Source organism: Vreelandella olivaria, assembly GCF_023507745.1.
Taxonomy (GTDB): Bacteria; Pseudomonadota; Gammaproteobacteria; order Pseudomonadales; family Halomonadaceae; genus Vreelandella; species Vreelandella olivaria_A.
This window is the reverse complement of record NZ_JALPZO010000144.1, coordinates 43,015-66,097: the sequence shown is the minus strand read 5'-3', so window position 1 is coordinate 66,097 and position 23,083 is coordinate 43,015. Positions and strand designations below refer to the sequence as shown.

The window sequence follows — 23,083 nt, the reverse complement described above, 5'->3', positions numbered from 1 at the left end:
CGCGTGATGTTAGATCCTGTAGTCAGAGGAGTGGCTGGGGTAGGGCAGCAAACGGTCACACTCTTTTTTGACCACGGCATAACACTCGCAGCTCAGTTGCTCCAGCTGCGCTCTATCGAGCACGGTAATATGGCCTCTGCGGTACTCAATAACCCCCAGCTTGTGCAGCTTTCCCGCCGCTTCCGTAACACCTTCACGACGCACGCCGAGCATATTGGCGATCAGCTCCTGCGTCATGATCAGTTGATTACCGGGTAAACGATCCAGTGAAAGAAGAAGCCAGCGGCACAGTTGCTGATCAATAGAGTGGTGGCGGTTGCAAACAGCGGTTTGCGACATCTGTGTAATCAGCGCCTGGGTGTAGCGTAGTAATAAGTGGCATAGCTCGCCGTGGGATTTGAACTCCTCTCTTAAGGCGGCGGCTGGCAAGCGTAGTGCGTGCCCGGCACTTTGCACGATGGCGCGATTGGTTGTGCTCTCGCCGCCCATAAAAACAGCAATGCCTATCAGGCCCTCATTACCTACAACCGCTATCTCCGTTGATGAGCCGTTTTCAGTTACATATAGCAGTGAAATAATTGCATCAACCGGAAAAAAAACGTAGGTGGGGGAGGTATCTGGTTCGGATAGAACGTGACCTAACGGCAAAAAATAGGGCTCCAATAACGGCAGGAGTTGCCCCTTTACCGCATCAGGTAGTGCGGCAAGTAAGCGGTTTTTCTTGAGCAGAGCGTCGGAGTCCACGTCTTATCATCCTTAGCATACTATTCCGTTTTGGCCGCCACACTACCGTGTTCTAGTTCTCTTTGTCTTGCGCAGAGTTCAGTAGCTTCGCCAAATCCGTGTGGTTGTTGTGGTGCGAAAGAAAAGCCACGGCAAACAGGGTTTCTGGCAGATAAAGGAAATTCTGCTGTTAATGCACTTTGTTGGGCATTAGCCAGGGCAAAAACCAGTGCCACAGTAGCATGGAAAGCGACATCCAGGCTGATATCGGGAAACCCACCGGCATCGCTTTGGGGGCTTGCATGTGTTGCCATGTTTAGTGATGGCTAATGACTAAGACCAAAGTGGTTAGACTTTGGTTGTAATTATAGCCAATTCGCTGGACTAATGACGCCTTACAGTGAATAAAGGGCACCACAAAAACCAGTGAGGCTGGTTTAAACAAGTGATAGGGCTCTCCATAGTGAAGTGGAGTGGTCTTCCGTCCATCTGACTGCGAGCGGTGTTTCTACAATGCGCAGAACTGCCATGATGACTGTGTGGGATCAGCTTTGGGCTTCCCACTATCAAGTCAAAAATTTATTGATGTGCGCGCTGCCCACGACGGGAGGAACGCTTCCCCCATCAAAATCTGCTGCCAAAAAGCAGGGCAGCTCGGGCGAAGAGCCGCCCCGCCCACCCGCTTATACAACCGCACAAAAGGTGGGTTTGATATTAGGCCCGCTATTATTCGCACTGGTGGTGTTGTTTTTCTATCCGGCTGACTTGAGCTTTGAAGGCCGTATGGTCCTTGCCACAACGCTGTGGGTAGCGGTTTGGTGGATTACCGAGGCGATTCCTATCCCGGCCGCCTCATTGTTACCTATCATACTGCTGCCTCTTACCGGGGCGATGAGTGGTAGTGCAGTAACGGCTGCATATGGCAACCCGATTATTTTCCTGTTCCTGGGTGGGTTTATGATTGCCCTGGCCATGGAAAAATGGGATCTGCATAAACGCATCGCGCTCAATATCATTGCGATACTGGGTACCAGTATTAACAGTATCGTGTTTGGCTTTATGGCGGCCACCGGTTTCCTCTCCATGTGGGTGTCCAACACCGCCGCGGTGATGATGATGCTGCCCATTGGCACGGCAATCGTTTATCAGGTCACTCAGGAGCTGAGTAAAGGGACGGAAGATCACAGTGCAGATATCGATAAGTTCAGTAAGGCGCTGATCTTTGGGGTAGGTTACGGCGGTACAATCGGCGGGCTGGGCACTCTGATTGGTACGCCTCCCAACATTATCCTGGCGGCTATTGTCAATGAGCTGTTCGGAATCGAAATATCATTTGCTGGCTGGATGATGTTTGCTTTCCCTGTTGTGATCGTACTGCTGTTTATCGGCTGGTTGATGCTGACGCGACTTATCTACCCGATCAAGTTCAGCAAGCTCCCTGGTGGTAAAGCGCTTATCAACAAAGAGAAAGAGGCGCTAGGTAAGATCTCCTTCGAAGAGAAGGCCGTTTTATGGGTCTTCCTGCTAGCGGCTTTCTTCTGGATTACCCGTACATTCCTGTGGCAGGGGCAGATTATTAATATCCGTGGTATCGATGACACCATGATTGCTATCACGGCCGCGATCCTGCTGTTTTTGATTCCTGCCCCCAGCAAGGGGGGCTGCTTGCTCGACTGGAAAGTCGCCCGTGATGTTCCGTGGGGTATTCTGCTGCTGTTCGGTGGTGGTCTGGCGATTGCTGCCGGTTTTGGTTCTTCCGGACTTGCCAACTGGATCGGTGAGCAGATGCGGGTCCTGGATGGTGTGAACTTCATTCTGGTCATGGTGCTGGCAACAGGCATGGTGCTGTTCCTGACTGAAATCACCTCCAATACCGCTACTGCGACCATGATTCTGCCTGTGCTGGCCTCGCTGGCGCTGGCGTTGGATATTCATCCATTTGTACTGATGGTACCTGCCGCCATGGCAGCTAACTGTGCGTTTATGCTGCCTGTGGGCACACCGCCCAATGCCATTATCTTCGCGACCGGAAAAATCACTATTATGGAAATGGTGCGTAACGGCTTTGGCCTGAACCTGATTGCCTGGTTCCTGATTTCAGCCGCCGTCTACTTCCTGTTGCCGATGTTATGGGGTGTCGATCTGACAACGTATCCTGACGTTTTCAGGAACTGATAAGACCGAACTCTGCTATACCAGCCCTCATCGAAAGATGGGGGTTTTTTCTCTCATCTGCTTGCTATGATGGTGCTTCATATTCTGCTGCGAGCTTGTTATGCGCTTATTGCATACCGCCGACTGGCATCTGGGGCGGCTGTTTCATAACCTGTCGCTATTGGATGACCAGCGCGATGCTCTTAATCAATTGATCAGGATTATCGATACCGAGGCCGTTGATGCGGTACTGGTTGCGGGCGACATCTACGACCGTTCGGTGCCTTCTGCCGCTGCGGTAACATTACTGGATGAGGTATTGGGCGAACTGTGTGAACAGCGTGGCTTACCGGTGATCATGATTTCCGGTAACCATGATGGTGCGGAACGACTGGGTTTTGGCGCGCGCCATTTGCGCCAGGCGGGGTTACATATTCTTTCCGATCTGACGGCCTGCGACCAAGCTGTCACGTTATCCATAGGCGGCGTTGAGCTGGATGTGTTTGGCATTCCCTATGCCGACCCTGAGCACGTTCGCAGTCAGTTTGCAGTAGACGTGCGCGATTTTGATAGCGCTCACCGCTATCTGGTTGAGCGCATCACTGCCCGGCGCCATGCTGGCCGCCCCACGGTGTTGATGAGCCACTGTTTTGTGGATGGGGGGCTCGCTTCGGATTCCGAGCGCCCGCTGACCCTGGGTGGTGTTGAAAGTGTCTCCTGGGAGCCAATGCAGCATTTCGATTATGTCGCCCTTGGTCACCTGCATGGCCCGCAATACCGTGGGGGGCAGCATATTCGCTACAGCGGTTCACTGCTCAAGTACAGCTTTTCAGAAGCCAGCCAGCGTAAAAGCGTCACGCTCGTTGATATAGACGAACGTGGTGTCACCCATATCGAGCAAATTCCTTTGCTACCCAGCCGTGAGGTGCGGGTGTTAGAGGGGGAACTGAAGGCACTGATCACCCAGGGCAGAATAGACGCGAATGCGGACGACTACCTGTTGGTGAGGTTAACTGATCGCCACGCCATACTTGACCCAATGGGCAAACTGCGTGAGGTGTATTCCAACGTGCTGCACCTGGAAAAGCCCGGCATGCTGGAAGCCCGCGGTCAGCAGAGGCTCAATCGAGAACGGCTACAGTTTAGTGCCCTGGATATGTTCAGTGATTTTTATGCCCAGGCCAGTGGTGAGGAAATGAGCGAAGAGCAGATCCAGGCCATGCGTGAGCTGATAACTTGCCTCAGCCGTGATCAACCAAGTCGGGACCAAGACCAGTTATGACACCGCTCATCTTGACCATGCAGGCTTTTGGCCCCTTCTCCGGACGCGAAACGATTGATTTTACCGCTTTAGGGAAAAGCCCGCTGTTTTTGATCAACGGCCCCACCGGTGCAGGTAAAAGTTCTATTTTAGATGCTATCTGTTTTGCCCTTTACGGCCAGACTACAGGCAACGAGCGTGATGCCGGGCAAATGCGCTGCGACCAGTCAGAGGCGAGCCAGCTCACCGAAGTCATCCTCGATTTTCGCCTGCGTGATGTGGTTTACCGTGTGCGTAGGGTGCCCCAGCAGGAGTGTCCCAAAGCCCGGGGAGAAGGCACGACTACCCAAAATGCTGAAGCACAGGTGTGGCGGCTAACCCCGGAAGGGGAGGAAGGACAGTGCCTGGTGGCGCGCAAGGTCAACGATGCCACTGCCGAACTGCAAACCCTGATCGGGCTGGATGCCAATCAATTTCGCCAGGTAATGGTGCTGCCCCAGGGTAAGTTTCGCGAACTGTTGTTAGCTGAGTCAAAAGAGCGTGAGAAAATTTTTTCCCAGCTGTTTCAAACCCAAATTTTTCAGCGTATTGAAGAGCAATTGCTCAACCAGGCGAAACAGATTGTGCGCGAGGTGAATGACCACCGTCAGCGAGTGCAGGGAATACTGGCGGCCAGTGACGTGGAGAGTGAGGCTGCCCTGAACACCGCGCTGGCGGCGTTAGCCCCCGACTATCAAGCTGCCAAACGTGCCCTGGCCACGGCTAGCGAACAGCGGGAACAGGCCGTGGCCACTGCCCAGGCGGGGGCAGTGCTTGCTCGCCAGTTTGAGCAGCACGCCGCGTTAGTCAGTGCAAAAGCCGCACTGCTGGAGCAGCAGTCAGCGGTATATCAAGCTCAGGAGCGGCTTCGCCAGCACGAACAAACCCAGCCTCTGGCAACACCGTTCTATACGCTGCAAAGCGCCCAGAAAAGTGCCCGTACGGCCCAGCACGAGCGCCGAGTTGCTGAGCAGGCTATTGCACCCCGGCAAGTGGCTCATCAGCAGGCTCAGTCAGTGCTGGATGAGGCCAATGTCCGGCACGCTGAACTACCCACTTTACAGCGTCACGCCTATGCGCTGGAGCATTCCACCGCCAGGTGCCGGGAGCTTGCCAGGTTGGCAAGTCAGCACCACACGCTTGCCCAGCAGGTGGCCCAGGCGCTAGACGCGGTAGAACAACAGCAGCAAGTCGCGATGCAGCGGGAACAGCGCGCCATTGAGCAGGAAGTGCGCTGGCACCGAAGCCAGGCGGCCCTACTCGCTCAGCGGTTGGAGAGCGGCCATCCCTGTCCGGTATGTGGCAGCAGCGAGCACCCATCCCCTGCAGTGCCCACCCAGGCATTGGTCACTCAAGAGGAAGTGCAGCAAGCGCGGGATGCCCATGATCGCGCCCGCCAAACGTGGGTGAATGCACAGCAGAACGCCCAGCGGCTGGCGCAGCAGGCAAACCACCTGGGTGAGCAGTGTCTGCAACTGAGACAGCAGCTAGGCGCGTCCACATCGCTGGAAGAACTTAATGCCTCGCTTGCCAGTGTGAAAGGCGAGATAGAGACCCGGGAGCAGGCGTGGCAAACCGCTCAGGCCCAGGCGCAGGCCGCCCAAACGGCGTTTACCCAAGCGCACACCACACTAACCGGGGCAACTCAGCGCCAGGCAGATGCGGAGCGCGCCCTGGAAACCGCTAAAAATGAGTGGCAGGCAGCGCTACACATCAGCCCATTTAGCGATGAGAAGGCGTTTGCCGCTGCCCGCCTCGACGCACCAGAGCAGCAGCGTCTAAGCGAACTCGTCGCGCACTTTCAGCGGGAACTCGCAAAGCTGGAAGGGCAGCTCGAAGCCAGCGAACCATTGCTGGCGGGTAAAACGTCCCCCGATGTTGCCAGGCTAAACAATCAGGTGGAAGCAGCCAAGGCGCAAGAGGAGGAGAGTCGCCATACGTACCAGCGCCTTGCGGCGCGTTTCGAGCAGCTAAAGACAACGCAACAGCGCTTGGTGGATGCACGTACCGTAGAGGCAGCCCTGGAGGAGCAGTACAAGCTATGGGGAACGCTGAGCGAGGTGGCTAATGGGCGAACGGGCAACCGGATTAGTTTGCAGCGGTTTGTTCTGGGGGTGCTGTTAGATGACGTATTGATTCAGGCCTCCGAACGTTTAGTGCGCATGAGCCGGGGGCGCTACCAACTGGTGCGCCGGGAGGATCCCTCAAAAGGTAATAAAGCCTCCGGGTTAGAACTGGATGTCGCGGATACCTACACCGGCAAGAGCCGTTCGGTCGCCACACTTTCCGGTGGCGAGTCATTTATGGCAGCACTGGCGCTGGCACTGGGGCTTTCAGATGTCGTACAAGCCTACGCAGGCGGTATTCAGTTGGATACGCTATTTATTGATGAAGGCTTTGGCAGTCTGGATCAGGATGCGTTGGAGCAAGCCATCGCCATGCTGAGCGAACTGCAAATGGGTGGGCGTATGATCGGGATCATTTCCCATGTCAGCGAGCTCAAAGAGCAAATGCCTGTCCGTATTGAGGTGCACACCGGTCGTCACGGTAGTTCGGTAGCGGTAAAAGGGGCGTTTATATCGCTATGACAGACCGCGCCTGTACCCAATCATGTCAATTACCGTTATTGCTGACGGTGTTTGCCGCGATTTATTACCAGGGAGTACACGGATGAACGCAAGCAAGATGATACACCCGCTGATGCAGCAGGTGGGTTAATGCTGGAGACGGTTAATTACTGGGTTGCAATTGGCTTTGGCTTGGGGCTAATGCCGGTTGCACCCGGCACCTTTGGCTCGTTATTGGGCTTACCACTGGCATGGTGGCTGCTGGGTCGGCCGTTAGGTCAGCAGGGCGCGATAATGGCCGTACTGCTGATCGTTGCCGTGCCGGTTTGCCACTACGCTTCGTTGCAGTTTGGAGGGGCTGATCACGGCAGCATTGTCGCGGATGAGTACGTGGCATTTCCGCTGGCGGTGATAGGCCTTAAGGCTGCCCGCCATCCCTTGGTAATGGCATTGGCGTTTGGTGTATACCGGTTATTTGACAGTTTAAAACCACCGCCTATTCCGTGGGTGGAGTCGGTGCCCGGTGGGCTGGGCATCGTGTTGGATGATGTCGTTGCTGCGCTGGTGACCTGGCTGGTTATCGTGGTGGTTATCAACCTCTGGAGCCGTCGAGCATCCGTTTGACCTCATTCATGGTTATAAAAAAGCGCCACAAGCAATGCTTGTGGCGCTTTACTAACTACCAGCGCGATGGGCTGCCTTACTCCTGAACAACAATCACCGATTTGGCATTGACGAACTCGTGCATGCCGAAACCGCCATGCTCGCGCCCGTAGCCGGAATCTTTGACACCGCCAAAGGGCATCTCCGGTGTGGCAACGCCGAAGCCATTGATAAACACCATGCCGGTATCAAAATATTTGCTGGCAAGCTCGGTGGCGCGTTTTACATCCTGGGAGATAATGCCGCCACCCAGGCCGTAACGGCTGTCGTTAGCGATACGCATGGCATCTTCATCATCCTTGGCACGAATCAAGGCGGCTACCGGGCCAAACAGCTCATCATCATAGGCGGGCTGGCCTGGCGTCACATTATCCAGCACGGTGACCGGATAAAAGGCGCCTTTACCTTCGGGCTTTTTGCCTCCACACAGGATGGTGGCACCTTTGCTGACGCTTTTTTCTACCTGGTCGTGCAGGTCATCGCGCAGGTCAATACGTGCCATAGGGCCAAGGTCGGTGTCGCTGGCGGTGGGGTCGCCTACCTTCAATGCTTTCATCTTCTCTACAAAGCGCTCTTTAAAGGCATCATAGTTGGCGTCGGTAACCACAAAACGTTTGGCCGCAACACAGGTTTGTCCACCGTTGAATATCCGGCCCTGCACACAGGTGTCGACAGCCACGTCCAGGTCCGCATCATCCAGGACCAGATAGGCATCATTTGAGCCAAGCTCCAGCACGGTTTTCTTGAGGTGTTCAGCCGCTTTGGCTGCCACTTTGCGTCCAGCGCCATCGCTACCGGTGAGCGTTACGCCGCGTACCGCCTTATGGGCAATCACTTCATCAGAAACATCGTGGGAAATGACCAGCGTACGGAACACATTTTCTGGCAGGCCCGCTTCACGGTAAATCTTCTCTAGTAGAAGACCGCTGCCGGTTACATTTTCGGCATGCTTCAACAGCACACTGTTGCCAGCCATAATATTGGCGATGGAGTAACGTACTACCTGATAGGCAGGGAAGTTCCATGGCTGAATACCATAAATCACCCCCATAGGGGAGTACGTGATAAAGCCACGCTCGCCGTTACCTGGTTGTCGCTCTTCATCAGCCAGTTTTTGAGGGCCATGTTCTGCGGTGTAGTCACAAATACCAACGCAAAGATCAATTTCCTGGCGAGCCTGCACGGGGGGCTTGCCCATCTCTTTGACTATCAGGTCGGCAAGCGCTTCTTTATTTGTACTAAGCGCTTCACCAATAGCTCTTACCACGTGGGCACGCTGCTCCAGTGGCTTAAGACGCCAATCAAGAAACGCTTGATGACTTGCCTCGACAACCTGCTTCGCCTGACTGGAATCCATCCGCGTATAGGTTTGTAGCGTTTCGCCGGTGGTCGGGTTCACTGTCGTGATGCTGTTGCTCATAAGATCTCCTATCTTTAGATCAACGATGCGTAATATCTTACGTTCCCTGCCAATAACCAGTCCTTTAGCCGACTGGTCTATTTTTTCTGCCTAATCACTTTAGTTGAGAATTACTGTTTTACCCAAATTAGTTGTCAGCGCTTAAAACAGCTGGTGCCCTACATGGGGCAAGCCCACGTTAAAATCGTTCCGCACAACCTGACTCTGCATATTATTAAAGTGGGCGTTGCTGGTGATGGGTTTAGCTCAGCCGATGGGGCCATACGGTATCCAGAGTATCCAGCGCTGCCAGGATGGTGGGCTCGGTGGCGCGGTCGCTGCGCCATATAAGGCTGAGGGCGCAGGGCAGGCGAATGTTTTCAGCCACCGCCAATCCGCTCTCCTGGCGTTCGGCCATTGCCAATGCATCGCGCGCCAGACTCAGCCCAACCCCTGCGCGCACCAGATCCAGCATACATGCTTCCTGGTCCACCTGGGCAACCCGGTTGGGGGCTACGCCGCTGGGCGCCAACACACGCTCCAGCAACCGGTGATGGGCTGAGACCGGAGGGGTCACAATCCAGGGAAGGCTTGCTAATACCTCCCAGCGCGTATCCATTAATTTGGGCTCCCAGCCAGCTGGAGCGACCACGTGGTAGTGGAAGTGAGTGAGTTCACGCCAGGCAAGGGCATTGCTTCCCGTGCCTTCACCGGGTGGAGCAAGAAAAAAGCCCACATCCAATTCGCCTTGTTCCACGTTGGCCAGTACGTTGCCGCTCATGCCGTGGTGTAGCTCTGTCTCAAGTTGGGGTGCACGCGCCATCAAACGGCTTAGAAAATCTCCCAGGCGAATAAATTCGGGATCAACAATGGTGCCGATCTTCAGTTTGCCGCGCAGCGTATTGTGTAAAGCGCTGGCGCTCTGCTCAAACGCCTGGGCGCTGGCCAGCGCTGTTTCCGCGGCGGGTAGTAGTGCATAGCCATCGGCGGTCAGCGTCAGCCCCTGTGGGCGTCGGCTGAATAGGGTTAACCCCAAATGTTGCTGCAACTGCTTCAACTTTAGACTAATGGCAGGTTGAGTAAGGTGTAGCTGCTCGGCTGCCCGTGAGACGCTGCCTGTGCGTGCTACCGCAACAAACGCCCGCAGCGCTGCGTACTCCTGCATGAGAGAAGACCTATTGTGATTGTGTTATTAGCAAAGCTTATATCCAGGTTAAAAATTACTCAATTGCTTGGCGCGTAGTGCGGGCTAGGATGTGGCTACAGTAGCAATCACAGCATCCCTTATTCAGGTGCTTGTTTTAGTTCTTCTTATAAAGGTAGCCACGATGACAACAACAGCGATTAATCACTTTATTAATGGACAGCTCAATGAAGGCCGCTCTGGCCTTACTCAAGAGGTATTTAACCCTGCCACAGGCCGGGTCACGGGACAGGTGGCCCTTGCTGCCCAGGTAGATGTTGAGGCCGCTGTAGAGGCTGCCCAAGCAGCCTTTCCCAGCTGGGCCGATACACCACCTATTCGTCGTGCCAGGGTGATGTTCAGGTTTTTAGAGCTGCTCAATGCCAATAAGGATGCGCTGGCGGAGGCGATTACCAAAGAGCATGGCAAGGTCTTTACCGATGCCCAGGGTGAGGTGGCCAGAGGAATCGATATTGTGGAATTTGCCTGTGGCATCCCCCAACTGCTCAAGGGTGACTACACCGAGCAGGTGAGCACCGGTATTGATAACTGGACAGTTCGTCAACCTCTCGGTGTTGTAGCGGGTATTACGCCGTTTAACTTCCCGGCTATGGTGCCCATGTGGATGTTCCCGATTGCTATAGCCGCTGGTAACACCTTTATTCTGAAACCCAGTCCACTGGACCCCAGCGCCTCGTTGATGATCGCTGATCTTTTGCAGCAGGCAGGCCTGCCGGATGGGGTGTTTAATGTGGTTCAGGGGGACAAGGCGTCAGTTGAAGCCTTGATAGACCACCCGGACGTTAAAGCGTTGTCCTTTGTGGGCTCCACGCCCATCGCCAACCTGATTTATGAACGCGGTGCCAGGCATGGTAAGCGCGTACAGGCATTAGGCGGAGCGAAAAACCATATGGTAGTGATGCCCGATGCCCACCTGGATAAGGCGGTGGATGCTCTGATTGGGGCTGCTTATGGTTCGGCAGGCGAGCGGTGCATGGCGATCAGTGTGGCAGTGCTGGTGGGTGAGGTGGCCGATAAAGTCGTGCCCATGCTGGCTGAGCGGGCCGCAGCGCTAAAAGTAAAAGACGGTATGCAGTTGGATGCTGAAATGGGGCCGATCGTTACCCGGCAGGCACACCAGCGGATTACCGGCTACATCGAGAAGGGAGTGGCAGAAGGTGCTCAACTGATAGTGGATGGGCGTGAGTTCGATGTTAGCCAAGCCGGTGCTGGTTGCCATGAGGGCTTCTGGATGGGCGGTACGCTGTTTGATCATGTCACGCCGGAGATGACTATCTATAAAGAAGAGATTTTCGGTCCGGTGCTGGTCTGCGTGCGCGTGCCTGATATCGCGACTGCCATTCAACTGATCAACGACCATGAGTTTGGTAATGGAGTCAGCTGCTTTACCGAGAGTGGCAGTGTTGCCAGGGAGTTTGGGCGCCGCATTCAGGTGGGTATGGTGGGGATCAATGTACCTATTCCGGTACCCATGGCATGGCACGGCTTCGGGGGCTGGAAGCGTTCGCTGTTTGGCGACACCCATGCCTATGGAGAAGAGGGCGTGCGTTTCTATACCAAGCAGAAATCCATTATGCAGCGCTGGTCAGACTCCATTGATGCTGGCGCTGAATTTGTCATGCCCACCGCGAAGTAACGCCAATACGTTGCGAGAGCTTATCCATGCCAGAACTAACCAATAATAACGTTGACTATATTGTTGTCGGCGCAGGCACCGCCGGGTGCCTGATGGCCAATCGGCTCAGTGCCAACCCAAATAATAAGGTGCTGTTGATTGAGGCGGGTGGCCGGGACAATTACCACTGGATACATATTCCTGTGGGATACCTGTACTGCATCAATAACCCGCGTACCGACTGGCTGTTTCGTACCGAACCGGACCCTGGGCTTAACGGCCGCTCGCTTATCTATCCCCGTGGTAAAACATTAGGGGGATGCTCCAGCATCAATGGCATGATCTACATGCGTGGTCAGTCACGGGACTACGATTATTGGGCCAATGTGGTCGGCAGCGATGAGTGGTGCTGGGAGAACTGTCTGCCGGACTTTATCAAGCATGAAAACCACTACCGGCTGGATAACGGTGGGGATGAGGATGCCACTCATCGTGAGTTTCATGGCCATGGTGGCGAGTGGAGGGTGGAAAAGCAGCGTTTGAGATGGCAGGTGCTGGATGACTTCGCCGAAGCTGCCGTACAGGCTGGTATCCCCCGTACACAGGACTTCAATCGAGGGAGTAACGAAGGCGTTGCCTACTTTGAAGTCAACCAACGGAATGGCTGGCGCTGGAATACGGCCAAAGCGTTTCTACGCAGCGCCCTTAAACGCGATAATCTAACACTATGGCACTCCACTCAGGTTAACCGACTCCATATTGAAGACGAGAATGGGGTGTTGCGCTGTGGCGGAGTGGAGGTCGTGCGTGGTGGCAAGGTCATTAAAGCGAAGGCGCTGAAAGAAGTCGTACTATGTGCAGGGGCAATCGGCACACCTCACCTGCTGCTGCTCTCGGGTATAGGGCCTGCTGAGCACTTGCGTGAGCATGAAATAGAGGTCATCCACGATCTGCCGGGGGTGGGCGAGAACCTGCAGGATCACCTCCAGATCCGCTCAGTGTATCGTGTCAGCAATGCCAAAACCCTTAATGCCATGGCCAGTACCCTGATGGGTAAAGTGGGTATCGGCTGGGAGTACCTGACTCGCCGAACAGGGCCGATGAGCATGGCGCCCTCCCAGTTGGGCGCCTTTACGCGCAGCGCTGATGAGTACCCGCATCCGAATATTCAGTACCACGTGCAGCCATTAAGCCTTGAAGCCTTTGGTCAGCCGCTGCACCCATACCCGGCCATTACCGCCAGTGTGTGTAATCTAAACCCCACCAGCCGAGGCACCGTGCGCCTGAAAAGCCGTGACCCGCGTCAGGCGCCGTCAATTTCTCCCAACTACCTGAGTACGCCGGAAGACCGCAAGGTAGCTGCCGATTCGCTCAGGGTCACGCGGCGTATCGCTGGGCAGCCCGCGTTTGCCAAATATGCGCCGGAAGAAGTGAAACCTGGGATTGAATATCAAACGGACGAAGAACTGGCGCTACTGGCGGGAGATATTGGCACCACGATATTTCATCCGGTCGGGACCACGCGGATGGGCAAAGTAGACGATCCCATGGCGGTGGTGGATGCAAAACTGCGGGTACGTGGCGTGAGGGGGCTGCGTGTGGCGGATGCGGGCGTGATGCCGACGATTACCAGTGGAAACACCAATTCTCCTACATTAATGATCGCCGAAAAGGCGGCTGGCTGGATTCTGGAAGAAAATTCATTGCACTGACATTTTTTTCCATCATAGTGTTGACGTGCGGCTTGGTTAAGCGCATCCTTCAATGCAGTAGGTTAGCAAGTCGAACGTTGTCAGCAGTATCGAAACGCTCAAGCGTTGAGTCTGGTGAAAGTTTCTTGTTCTACCCACTGCAACTCGGGTATTACCCGGCTCTACATTAAGCTCAATCGAGGATTTCGATCATGGCAACTGGTACCGTTAAGTGGTTTAACGACACTAAAGGCTTCGGCTTCATTTCTCCGGACGACAATGGTGACGACCTGTTCGCACACTTCTCCGAAATTCAAGCTGACGGCTTCAAAACTCTGCAAGACGGCCAGAAGGTTTCCTTCGACGTCACTCAGGGTAAAAAAGGCCTTCAGGCTTCCAACATCAAAGTTCTGGGTTAATTCCAGCTTGATGTCTGCCACTGGTAATTAATACTGGTGTGCTAAGAAACCCCGCTTTGAGCGGGGTTTTTTTGTGTTGAAAGCATACCTGTTTAGCCAGTCGGGTATCTCTTTAGCAAACTCTTCCCCATGTTCACGCTTTCAGGACGTTACCTGTCGTCACCTATGCTGTCCTCACCGTACTGTTCCGCGCGTTAGTGATTACTTTATATTCTTTTTTGATATTAAATTGTTTCTAAAAATAACTTTTTAGAATATCCCGTAGGCGTCACAATAGCCCCATGCTTTTAGGGTAGGGATAAGTGTTATGTCGCTGGACGCTTGGATTGCAGTTGGGGTAGTGCTGACTATTTTTCCACTGATGGCACTGTCGCGGCTGGGGCCAGATATTATTCTACTGGGTGCGGTAGTGGTGTTAATGACGTTAGGCGTGATTGACCCACAACAGGCGTTGGGAGGGTTTTCCAACACCGGTTTATTCACTGTCGCCTTTATGTATGTGCTGGTGGCCAGCATCCGAGAAACCGGGGGAATTGACCTGATTATTCGCTATGTGCTGGGGCGCCCCAACAGTGAGCGTGGCGCACTTGCACGGCTGGTATTGCCGGTGGCCACGCTAAGTGGTTTTCTCAATAATACGCCCGTCGTGGCGACTTATATTCCTGCTGTCATGAGCTGGAGCCGTCGGCTAAGGCTATCCCCGCAACGACTGCTAATGCCACTAAGCTTTGCGTCTATTTTGGGAGGCACCATTACGCTGTTTGGTACCAGTACCAACCTGGTCGTACACGGCCTGCTGGTTGATCGCTATCCAAATCTGGCGATGGGGTTGTTTGACCTGGCATGGGTAGGTATTCCTGTGGCGGTGGTGGGGCTGGCATATTTGATCTTCCTTGGGCCTCGCTTACTGCCGTCCCGGGAAGGTATGTCGAAAGCCTTTGCCAATCCCCGGGAATTCACCATTGAAATGGAAGTTGATCCCGCAGGTGTACTGGTCGACCGCACGGTGGAGGAGGCAGGGCTGCGCCATCTACAGGAATTATTTCTAGTAGAGATAGAGCGCGCGGGCAACGTGGTGAGTGTCGTCGGGCCTGGTGAGCAACTTAAGGCGGGTGACCGGCTCGTTTTCGTAGGCACCAGCGATGCCGCTGTGGAGTTACAGCAGATTCGTGGCTTGATCCCCTCCAGAGATGGAGCATCCAGTCTGGAGAAGGAGTTCAAAGAGCGTCGCTTGGTCGAAGCGGTTGTCTCGAACCAATGCCAGTTCATCGGTCAGCGTATCCGTGATGGCCGCTTTAGAACCCTTTACGGCGCCGCTGTGCTAGCCATTTGTCGTGGTGGAGAGCGGGTGACCGGCAATCTGGGACAAGTGCGTCTACAGCCTGCTGATGTGCTCCTGCTTGAGGCCCGTCCACCCTTTATTGAACGCCACCGCCAATCCAAAGACTTTCTGCTGATCAGTGAGTTGAACGGTTCGGCACGCCCGGTACATGAAAAAGCACCGCTGGCATGGGCGATACTGCTGGGAGCTGTGCTACTGGCCGCGCTGGGTGTGCTGAGCATGCTTAATGCCGCCATGCTGGGGGCGGCATTGGCATTATTAACAGGGTGCTGCACAGTGGGGGCCGCCAAGCGGGGGCTGGATACTCAGGTACTACTGACCATTGCGGCATCATTTGGGGTGGGCGCTGCACTGCAAAGTTCAGGTGCCGCGGATGTCATCGCAGGGGGTATTCTGGCGTTGGTCGCAGGCAACCCGATGTTGCTGCTGATTGGTACCTACTGTGTGGTGGCATTGCTCACCGAGCTTGTGACCAATAATGCTGCGGCGGTGATTATTTTTCCCGTTGTCATGGCGGCGGCGGAAAGTTTGGGTGTCAATCCGATGCCTTACGTGGTGGCTGTCATGTTTGCGGCCTCAGCCAGCTTTCTAACCCCCATTGGCTATCAAACCAACCTGATGGTGCACGGCCCAGGAGGGTATCGGATCAGTGATTTCCTGCGTGTGGGGGGAGGTTTAAATTTGCTGACCGGAGCGATTGCTCTGGCGCTGATTCCGCTGGTCTGGCCGTTTTAACGGATAATGACTCGCCGTAAACGCCACTTTACGCTAGGGTGGCGCTTTTAAATTCAGCAAGGAATCAATCCCATGACAGCCCCTGGCGAACTGATTATTGAGCCGAGAAATGGTCAACCCGCCGATGCGTGTGTATTTATTATTCATGGCTTGGGTGCCGACGGGCATGATTTTGAGCCACTTGTACCCGCACTTACCCTACCCCAGGATGCTCATGTGCGCTTTATTATGCCGCATGCACCGCGCCTGCCGGTCACTATCAATGGCGGCATGGTGATGCCCGCCTGGTATGACATTCTCGCTATGGATTTGGGTCGCCGGGTGGATGAGGTACAACTGCGAAAGTCCGCTGTGCGCATTCAGGAACTGATGCAGGAGCAGTTGGATCAGGGTATCGATAGCCAGCGTATTATTGTGGCAGGCTTTTCCCAGGGCGGCGCAGTTGCCTATCAGGCTGCCCTCTCTTTCCCGCACCGCCTGGGTGGGCTGCTGGCGATGTCAACTTACTTTGCCACTGCCGACAGCATCGACTTGGCCGAAGAAAACCGGCAAATACCTATTGAAGTTCACCACGGCAATTTTGACCCCATTGTGCCGGAAAGTTTGGGCCGTAGCGGCGCAGAACGGTTGAAAGCCATGGGGTATTCGGTGAACTATCGCCAGTACCCCATGGCCCATGCGCTATGCCCACAGCAGGTGGGGGATATTGGCCGCTGGTTAAGTGAGCGTTTGGCTTAGCCGCGCGTCGACAAGCACTGAAAAGGCAGGCAAAGTAATCACTTCCGTAGCCGATGCAAGGTATTAGCGAAGGCGCATGATAGCTTCCTTTGTTTTATTAGAAGGGGTGGTGGCACTCTGCCTGGGGGCAGCAGCGCTTGTCTGCCTGTTTGATCGCCACTTGTTGCGGGCTAGCTGCCTGTTTGTGGTGTTTGCTCTCTTTATGGCGCTGGCATGGTTACTGCTGGGGGCTCCCTGGCTGGCGTTAGTTGAAGTGGTGCTGGGTGTCGTGTTTACAGGGGCATGCTTTTTTTATGCCCTTGGGGTTTTTTCTCCTGGCACCACTTATCCCGCGTATAATATAGATGCAATGAATTACTATGATTATTCACGCGACTCGTGCTCCCATGGGGTTACGCGGGTATTGCTGGCGCTGGCCTGGTGCTTAATGATGGGGGGGGCCATCCGCTACGTTATGCCAGAAATGGTGTACTCACCTACTGAACACCCCCTGGTACTGGCATCAATTGTTATTGCGGCAACCGCCATGGGGGCGTTTGCATTTCATCGCCATCTGCTGCGGCGGTTACTGGCATTTAATATCCTTGGCTCCAGCGTTTTTCTGCTACTGGCGGGTATGGCAGGCACGGTAGAAGGGGCGCAGGCACTGATCAGCGTCGGATTGTCGATTGCCTGGTTGGGCTCTTTATTAGGGGCATTGCTGATTCGCTATCTTCTTATGTTTGACCATGATGCATCCCCCAGGCCTGACGATGGCGTTAGGGGGCAGAGTCAATGATATGGCGGTTTGGCCTGCTCAACGCAACATTCGAGCCACTTTGGCTGACCCACTGGGCGTTAGCGGCTACGTTAGTGTTACCTATTCTATTTGGCCTGCTGGGCGCGCTGTTTTCAACTCGGCGGGTGCTCCCGGTTGCGTTGGCATGCCTACCTATTCTATTGGCCGGTGGTCTGCTGTTAATTGATTATCAACAGGCAGGCTTGTTGCGTTGGCAGTGGCAGGTGGCAGGCGTCACGATTTCGCTACGCTTGAATGGCCTTGGCATTCTCATGCTGTTAGTCACCCAGTGGGTGGGCGCTGCCGCTGCGTTGTACACACCTGGTCATTTGCGTTTGACCAATCCAGGCAAGCTGTCCCGCTGGCTGTGGCCGTTAATGGGCGTATTGATAAGTGCGCTCTCACTGATTTGGGTGGCGGCTGATCTGCTAACGCTTTATGCCGCTCTGGAATTAATGGGGTTGGCAGCGGTAGGTATGCTGTTACTGTCGGGCAAACCAGCGGCGCTGGTGGCTGGGATGCGCTACCTCCTATTAACACTGGTCGGGTCACTGGCTTACCTGCTTGGCGTGGCCCTGGTGCTCGGTTACTGGGGGCAGCTTGATTTGCAGACGCTGGCTGACGTGGTCGAGCCAGGGCCGGTCGCCTGGGTGGCGGCAGCATTGATGGGGGCTGGTCTGGCACTAAAGGCTGCCCTGTTCCCCCTACATGGCTGGCTGACACCAGTGCATGAAAGTGCCTGGACCCCCGTCAGCGCACTGCATGCGGCGCTGGTGATTAAAGCCTCGTTATTCATTCTGGTCATGTTATGGAGCATTCTGCTCCCTGGCACGTCTTTTGCGCCACAATTGGTGGCATGGCTGGGCATGCTGGCGATTGTTTGGGGCGGGCTGGTGGCATGGCGGGCAAACTCGCTTAAAACCTTAGTGGCCTCTTCCACCGTTGCACAGCTTGGCTATCTGATGGTGGTATTTCCTCTGCTGTTGGGGCCGGATATCGCGCCGTTACCCCAGGCGTTGGCCTGGCAGGGGTTTTGGCTTCAACTGATAGGGCATGCGCTGGCTAAGGCTGCAATGTTTATGGCGGCTGGTAATCTGATTCTCGCCACTGGCGAAAGCTCCCTGAAAGGGCTTGCAGGGTCAAGCCGCCGCTTGCCGCTGTCCCTGCTGATCTTTGGTATTGCTTCCGTCACGCTAATGGGATTGCCGCCTAGCGCGGGCTTTACGGCGAAGTGGCTGCTTCTGCAAGCGATGGTGATGACCCAGCAGTGGGTAGCTGTGGCAGCACTGCTGGTTGGGACGCTGTTGACGGCAGCCTATGTGTTTCGTGTCTTCCGTTACTCCTTTGATGAACAGGCACCACGCCATCACTATCAGCCACTTGCTCCTGGTATGGATTTAATTGCGCTCTGTTTAGCGCTGGCCGCTTTTGGCCTCGGCTTACTGGCGCATTTGCCGCTGTCGTTGTTGCATGGAGGTGTCGTATGAATGCGGCATGGTTACCGCTTACAACACTGGCAACCTCTCTTTTGGCAGCAGTGGCGATTTTTATCTTACCGGAGGAAGCACGACGGCTGAGAACCAGCATCAACTTAGTGGCTGCGGTCAGCAAGATTATTCTCGTCACACTGATGATAGGGCGTGTTTCGGAAGGGTATCAGGATACCTTCAGCTTCCAGATTATTGGCGGTATTGATTTTGTGCTGAGAGCTGATGCGCTGGGGGTTATGTTTGCTGGCTTATCGTCGCTGCTATGGTTATGCACCACGATATACGCCATTGGCTATTTGGAGGGGGCCGCCAATCGCAAACGCTTTTTTGGTTTTTTCAGCTTATGCGTCGCCAGTACCCTGGGGATCGCTTTGGCCGGCAACCTGTTTACCTTCCTGATTTTCTACGAAATGTTGACGCTTTCCACATATCCCTTGGTGGTGCATTCGGGCACGGCCAAGGCACTGGCGGCTGGCCGGGTCTATTTGCGCTATACGCTGACGGCAGGGGTAGTGTTGTTACTGGGTGTGGTGATGCTTTACAGCTTAACCGGTGACCACTCATTTGCGTCGGAGCGTGGGCTTGCTCACTATTTAAACGACCACCGTGGGTTATTGACGCTGATATTTGCACTGTTAGTGGGTGGGTTGGCGGTTAAGGCGGCCATGGTACCTCTGCATGGCTGGTTACCCAGAGCCATGGTTGCTCCTGCGCCGGTGAGTGCGCTGCTACATGCGGTTGCTGTCGTGAAGGCGGGGGCTTTTGGCATTCTACGTATTATTTATGATCTTTATGGCATTGAACTTAGCGTTGAGCTTGGGGTAACTACAGCACTGGCCATCGCCGCGTCCATCACCATTATCTACGGCTCAGTGCGGGCTATCGCACAGCAGGAGCTAAAGCCCCGTTTGGCATATTCCACGATCAGCCAGGTTTCTTACGTCGTTCTGGGGGTGAGCCTGTTTGGTCCTTTTGGCACGATAGGGGCGCTTGCCCACCTGCTGCATCAGGGGTTAATGAAGGTGACGCTGTTCTTTTGCGCAGGGAATTATGCCGAAGAGTTGGGTATTCATCGCATTGATGAGATGAACGGTGCTGGCAAACGTATGCCGTTAACCAGCCTGGCATTTACCGTGGGGGCGTTTGGCATGATCGGGTTACCGCCGATTGCTGGGTTTATCACCAAGTGGTACCTGGGGATTGGCGCCATCCAGGGGGGAATGTACTGGGTCGTGGCGGTACTCGTGGCCAGCAGTACCTTAAACGCGATGTACTTCCTGCCTATTGTGCACCGCCTGTGGTTTCGTCCCGGGCCGGCACATGGCCAGGGCGAGTGGCCAAAGGAGCAGTGTCTTGGGCGGTTGGAAACCCATGGTTGGTTGTTATGGCCAGCGGTATTTACTGCCTTAATCAGTTTGGGGGCGGGGCTACTGGCTGGGTTGCCATTTAGCCCATTGGATTGGGCTGCACGAGTGGCCGTCGGGGAGTATTTGCCATGATGAGCTTACTCCTGTGGGTGGCTTTGATTTGGCCGCTATGTGTCGCTGCTAACGTGGTTTGGCAGGCTTATCGAACGCCTGTAGTTACTCGCAGGTACTTTACTCTGCTATGGCTGTCTGCGTCTTGGCCTGCGCTGCTGCTGGCGTATGGGGGCGAAGCCCAGTGGGTGATAGATGCCTGGATGCTGGGAGGGTATTGGGAGTTGAATGCGCTGAGCCGCCCATGGTTGGCATTTACGGCCTTACTGTGGACCTTGGCGGCAGTACATGCGCGGGGATACTTTGCCGCCGAGCAGGATAAGGCTCAAGCGGGTGATGATGAGACTGAGCAGCGTCTGGTGCGTTTGGCGCTGCTATGGCCGCTTACTTTTTTAGGTAATCTCCTGTTGGTCATTGCCCAGGATATTGCCAGTTTTTATCTGGGTTTTGCTTTAATGACATTCGCTGCCTATGGCTTGGTAGTACACAGCGGCAGTGAACAGGCGCGGCTGGGAGCGAAAGCGTATTTGATTCTGGCTGTGATCGGCGAAGGGATGATCCTGGGTGGTCTGCTGTGGGCTGCCGGTGCGGCGCAAACCCTTTCCCTTGAGGGCATGCGTGAGGGTATTGCTGAGGCGGAGCAGGGAGCCGCCATGGCACTGTTGCTGTGGCTTGGGTTTGGTGTGAAAGCGGGCGTTATTGGTTTGCATGTCTGGTTGCCGCTGGCCCACCCTGTGGCACCAGCCCCTGCCAGTGCGGTACTTAGCGGGGCCATGATTAAAGCAGGGTTACTGGGGTGGGTTAACGTTCTGCCACTGGGCGTTGAAGGGTTATCACCCGCATTGATGCAGTTGGGCAACATTATGCTGCTGGCGGGTCTGGCGGCAGCGTTTGGCGCAGCACTTTATGGTGTTTGGCAACGCCATCCCAAGGCGGTGTTGGCATATTCCAGTATCAGTCAGATGGGGATGTTAACTGCACTGGTCGCCATGGGGTTGGCCGCACCTGACGTTTGGCCTTTGCTATTACCGGGTGTGGTGCTGTTTGCCGCCCACCATGCCCTGGCCAAAGGCGCTCTGTTTATGGGCACCAGTGTCAGTGAACATATGCCCCGTTGGCCACAGCCATTCCTGTTTTGCTTACTTGCCTTGCCTGGAGTATCGCTAACCGGCGCATTGGCGGCGGGCATGGTGAGCAAGTGGGGGGTCAAAAGCGCACTGTATGACATGCATCATGAACGTCTGATTATGCTACTGACCTGGGCGGCGATAGGTACGGCAGCGCTGGTGAGTGTGTGCCTGTGGCGCCAATGGCAGCAACGCCAGCAGGGCGGTAGCCATCGATTTCAATGGGGGGCATGGTTGGTCGCACTGATTGCCGCGCTGATGACGCCTGTCTGGCTACCGCTTCCTGAGGGCAGCATTGCACCGCTACCACTCAAGGAGTGGCTGGGTGTTATATGGCCATTCCCCGCAGGCGTGATGCTGGTGGCAATGAGTGTTTACTTAGTGCGTAATGTGAGGGCTGCTGCGCCTCCATCGGGTGATTTGTGGTGGCTGTATAGTCCATTTGCCATCAGGCTTGTGAGTCTGTCACATTGGGTCGCGTACAGGTGTCATGGAGTAAAGACGGCATGCATTGAGGCTTCTCTGGGAGGTGAGCGTATTGTGATGGCGTGGTTGACTCGGTTCTTATCCGCCGAGGGCTGGATGCGCCACCATAGTGGCGGTTTAATGATGGCGTTTGCTGTTGCACTGGCACTGTTACTGATGTGGGAGGGCTTGAGATGACTCGACAGGATGCCCGACAGGAACAGCATGAGCCGAAGCAACACCGGGGGCGCCACGCAACCGCCCCTAATGATATTCCCCGTCTGGGCTGGTACGACATCGTCTGGCGGGTATGGCGGGCAGCTCGCCGGGACCGCATTACGATCTATGCCGCGAGCGTGGCCTTTTATGCGCTGCTGGCGTTATTTCCTACTATTGCGGCGGTTATTTCTCTCTGGGGATTGCTGTTTGACCCTATGGAAGCGGGGCGTCAGCTGCATGAACTCAGTCGCTTTATGCCTCCGGATGCGGCAAACCTTATTGACCAGCAGACTCAAGACTTTGTTGAGAGCGCCCAGGCCGGTAACGTGATGGCCGCGCTGGCGGGGTTGTTGACGGCAATGTATATCGCCTCCAAGGGCGTGTCCGCGTTAGTCATGGGGCTCAACGTGGTATACGGTGAAAACGAGAAACGCCCTGCAGTGAAGCGTGGCGCACTACTTGTCGGTTTAACGCTGGGGCTGATTATGGTGACGCTGGTGTCTTTGGGGGTCATCGCGGTGGTGCCGATGGTGGTGGATATACTGGCGGTGGACCCACCGCTGGATAAAGTGCTGCAGTGGCTACGTTGGCCGGCGCTGCTGGTTATGATGAGTGCCCTGATTGCGCTGTTATACCGGTTTGCACCTTACCGCCGTTCAGCAAAGTGGCAGTGGTTAAGTTACGGTACGCTGCTTGCCACCGCCATGTGGCTACTGGGGTCGGGGGGCTTATCGCTCTATGTGCGCTATTTTTCCACTTTCAGTGAGATATATGGGTCGCTTGGGGCGGTCGTGGCGTTAATGCTGTGGTTTTGGCTATCGGCGTTTGTGGTGCTGTTTGGTGCGGAAGTCAATTGTGAAATGGAGCGCCAAACCTGTAACGACACGACGATTGGTGAGCCGCGGCCACTCGGTGAGCGTAAGGCATTTGCTGCTGACACCGTCGGCGTTAAAAATCCCTGGAAGGATCACTAACA

At 55.0% G+C, this 23,083-nt stretch carries 17 protein-coding genes; 14 read left to right on the top strand and 3 right to left on the bottom strand.

Going from position 1 to position 23,083, the window contains the following annotated elements; all coding sequences use genetic code 11:
• Window positions 1-9: 9 nt before the first annotated feature.
• Window positions 10-744 carry a Crp/Fnr family transcriptional regulator gene (locus HP566_RS17590; protein ID WP_249978617.1) on the bottom strand — a complete coding sequence of 245 codons (735 nt, stop codon included), beginning with the start codon at window positions 742-744 and terminating at the stop codon, window positions 10-12.
• 510 nt (window positions 745-1,254) lie between these two features.
• Between HP566_RS17590 and HP566_RS17585 the strand changes: the two genes are divergently transcribed.
• The 4 genes from HP566_RS17585 (at window position 1,255) to HP566_RS17570 (ending at window position 7,368) form a co-directional block, all read left to right on the top strand.
• Window positions 1,255-2,898 carry a DASS family sodium-coupled anion symporter gene (locus HP566_RS17585; RefSeq protein ID WP_340163089.1) on the top strand — a complete coding sequence of 548 codons (1,644 nt, stop codon included), beginning with the start codon at window positions 1,255-1,257 and terminating at the stop codon, window positions 2,896-2,898.
• A 100-nt stretch (window positions 2,899-2,998) separates the two neighbouring features.
• The gene (locus tag HP566_RS17580; RefSeq protein ID WP_249978615.1) at window positions 2,999-4,159 is read left to right on the top strand and encodes an exonuclease SbcCD subunit D; all 1,161 of its coding nucleotides are present in this window, start codon (window positions 2,999-3,001) and stop codon (window positions 4,157-4,159) included.
• Window positions 4,156-6,765, top strand: a complete 2,610-nt coding sequence (locus tag HP566_RS17575; RefSeq protein ID WP_249978614.1) for an AAA family ATPase — start codon at window positions 4,156-4,158, stop codon at window positions 6,763-6,765. Before HP566_RS17580 ends, HP566_RS17575 begins: the two co-directional genes overlap by 4 nt.
• A 129-nt stretch (window positions 6,766-6,894) precedes the next feature.
• A complete protein-coding gene (locus HP566_RS17570) occupies window positions 6,895-7,368 on the top strand; it encodes a phosphatidylglycerophosphatase A family protein (RefSeq protein WP_249978613.1) in 474 nt (157 codons plus the stop codon).
• A 76-nt stretch (window positions 7,369-7,444) separates the two neighbouring features.
• On the opposite strand, the gene HP566_RS17565 is transcribed toward HP566_RS17570, so the two are convergent.
• Together HP566_RS17565 and HP566_RS17560 are read right to left on the bottom strand one after the other, a co-directional pair.
• On the bottom strand, window positions 7,445-8,827 hold the full coding sequence (locus tag HP566_RS17565) for an NAD-dependent succinate-semialdehyde dehydrogenase (protein ID WP_249978612.1): 1,383 nt from the start codon (window positions 8,825-8,827) through the stop codon (window positions 7,445-7,447).
• Window positions 8,828-9,068: 241 nt separating this feature from the next.
• Window positions 9,069-9,971, bottom strand: coding sequence for a LysR family transcriptional regulator (locus HP566_RS17560; RefSeq protein ID WP_249978611.1), 903 nt, complete (start codon window positions 9,969-9,971; stop codon window positions 9,069-9,071).
• A gap of 163 nt (window positions 9,972-10,134) precedes the next feature.
• On the opposite strand from HP566_RS17560, the gene HP566_RS17555 reads away from it, so the two are divergent.
• From HP566_RS17555 to HP566_RS17510, 10 genes are all read left to right on the top strand, one after another.
• Window positions 10,135-11,646: a CoA-acylating methylmalonate-semialdehyde dehydrogenase gene (locus HP566_RS17555; protein ID WP_249978610.1), complete on the top strand. Its 1,512-nt coding sequence runs from the start codon at window positions 10,135-10,137 to the stop codon at window positions 11,644-11,646.
• A 26-nt stretch (window positions 11,647-11,672) separates the two neighbouring features.
• Entirely contained in the window at window positions 11,673-13,337 is a 1,665-nt protein-coding gene (locus tag HP566_RS17550; RefSeq protein ID WP_249978609.1) for a GMC family oxidoreductase, read from the top strand.
• 191 nt (window positions 13,338-13,528) lie between these two features.
• Entirely contained in the window at window positions 13,529-13,735 is a 207-nt protein-coding gene (locus HP566_RS17545) for a cold-shock protein (protein ID WP_054641278.1), read from the top strand.
• Between the two features lie 307 nt (window positions 13,736-14,042).
• A complete protein-coding gene (locus HP566_RS17540; protein ID WP_249978608.1) occupies window positions 14,043-15,812 on the top strand; it encodes an SLC13 family permease in 1,770 nt (589 codons plus the stop codon).
• Window positions 15,813-15,884: 72 nt separating this feature from the next.
• Window positions 15,885-16,550 (top strand): alpha/beta hydrolase, encoded by a 666-nt coding sequence (locus tag HP566_RS17535; protein ID WP_249978607.1) that lies wholly within the window; start codon window positions 15,885-15,887, stop codon window positions 16,548-16,550.
• A 76-nt stretch (window positions 16,551-16,626) separates the two neighbouring features.
• Window positions 16,627-17,328 (top strand): Na(+)/H(+) antiporter subunit B, encoded by a 702-nt coding sequence (locus HP566_RS17530; protein WP_249978606.1) that lies wholly within the window; start codon window positions 16,627-16,629, stop codon window positions 17,326-17,328.
• On the top strand, window positions 17,325-18,815 hold the full coding sequence (locus HP566_RS17525) for a complex I subunit 5 family protein (protein ID WP_249978605.1): 1,491 nt from the start codon (window positions 17,325-17,327) through the stop codon (window positions 18,813-18,815). The genes HP566_RS17530 and HP566_RS17525 overlap by 4 nt, the downstream gene beginning before the upstream one ends.
• Window positions 18,812-20,317, top strand: coding sequence for a proton-conducting transporter membrane subunit (locus tag HP566_RS17520; RefSeq protein WP_249978604.1), 1,506 nt, complete (start codon window positions 18,812-18,814; stop codon window positions 20,315-20,317). The genes HP566_RS17525 and HP566_RS17520 overlap by 4 nt, the downstream gene beginning before the upstream one ends.
• Window positions 20,314-22,086 (top strand): complex I subunit 5 family protein, encoded by a 1,773-nt coding sequence (locus HP566_RS17515; protein ID WP_249978603.1) that lies wholly within the window; start codon window positions 20,314-20,316, stop codon window positions 22,084-22,086. The genes HP566_RS17520 and HP566_RS17515 overlap by 4 nt, the downstream gene beginning before the upstream one ends.
• On the top strand, window positions 22,083-23,081 hold the full coding sequence (locus HP566_RS17510; protein ID WP_249978602.1) for a YihY/virulence factor BrkB family protein: 999 nt from the start codon (window positions 22,083-22,085) through the stop codon (window positions 23,079-23,081). The genes HP566_RS17515 and HP566_RS17510 overlap by 4 nt, the downstream gene beginning before the upstream one ends.
• The last annotated feature ends 2 nt before the right edge of the window (window positions 23,082-23,083 follow it).